Source organism: Stenotrophomonas maltophilia group sp. RNC7 (assembly GCF_030910085.1).
Classification (GTDB): Bacteria; Pseudomonadota; Gammaproteobacteria; order Xanthomonadales; family Xanthomonadaceae; genus Stenotrophomonas; species Stenotrophomonas sepilia.
Map to the genome: position 1 here is coordinate 1 of NZ_JAVFVN010000613.1, position 1331 is coordinate 1331.

Consider the following 1331-nt stretch of genomic DNA (forward strand, 5'->3'; position numbering starts at 1 on the left):
CAACAACAGAAGGCACGCCACCGCCACCATCAGACGCGACCCAATACTTGCGCCCAACGCTAGGCACGTAATTGTTGAACCCGTTGAACGCGTTTTCGGAAATGACCACCTTCATGAATGCCGCAGTTTGCTTTTTGACCATTATGTTGTTTATCGTGAACTTTGTTGCGTCAATTCTATTGAAAGTGTTTCCCACGATCCTGTGCAGCCCAGGGCGATCACCTGAGTTCGATATGTAGATATCTGATCCGCCCCAGTTCTTTTCGAAGTACACTCCTTCGCAATTTAGCCCCATTGATCCTTCATTCGGAGCGCCAAAAATAGCCAGCCCGTAGTCCGTGGACGCACCTGAACCGTTGCTTTCGAATGTTCCGCCTCTGATGTTCAGAGTAACTGGATTTACAAATGATGCCCCGACGTTGACGTTATTCGTAAAACGACTGCCAACAAAGTTGATGTCATTTGCATGGCTAGCACCATTTGATACGCCAGCGAAACCCGTGAGGCAGTCTATACAGTCTAGACCGATGTAAGTGACAGAGAAGCTATCTTGGTTGACTACCCCGGTTTGGAACCCCTTTACAATCACATCTTCAAAAATGAGACCTTGGCTTTGGTCAACCAAAACTCCAAAACCATCGCGCAAGGTGAGGCTATCACGCACGATACTGAAACCGCCGTGCTTTGCTCGCCCCAGTCCTGTTTGAATTTTCAGCACTGTTATCGGCCCGACGCCTTTAAGCACCGTCGTCCCTGCTCCATCCCCAACAATCTGAGTGCGAAAGTGTATATCGTCTTTATCAGCCGGAACACCGGGAGGGTAATTTGTCCCAGCATTGTCAAGTACCAATGTACTTGAAACGCCATATTCACCACGCGGCAACCACGCCTTAAGTCCAGTTGGCTTCATCTGATTAAGAAAAGTCTGAAGTTCAGTAGTGTAGTCGTTACTCATGCCGAATGCACCAAAGTCCCGAGCGCTTACTATGTCCTGAAATTTATCAGAAACAATGCGCACAACAGCGCCGGAGAATTTCCCGGAAAGATCGTCCTTAATCTTTGCAGAACTGATACCCATCGACGGAGTGGACGGCGTAAGAACATTTTTATCGGCAACGTCCGCGCGAAGCTCCCACCACGCGCCATCCGCAGACTGGAATGCAGCCGTCACTTTGCGCACAGACACATTATCAATAGAACACGCAACGGTCGCCTGCGCTTGGAAAGACACTCTTCCGTTAGACGGTGCAGCGGTCAAATAGTCGGTGTAAGTTCCGTTAGATGTTCTTTGTGTCCCAATTACTGCCGTGCCGTTGTAAGCCAAGCAAGGC

Annotated in this window: 1 protein-coding gene; it reads right to left on the reverse strand. The window is 49.4% G+C overall.

The genetic code is table 11. The annotated features are described in order from the left end of the window. Window positions 1-1231 (reverse strand): hypothetical protein (locus RCF13_RS11745; RefSeq protein ID WP_308141206.1); only part of this gene is annotated, 1231 nt, incomplete at its 3' end. Between the last annotated feature and the right edge of the window lie 100 nt (window positions 1232-1331).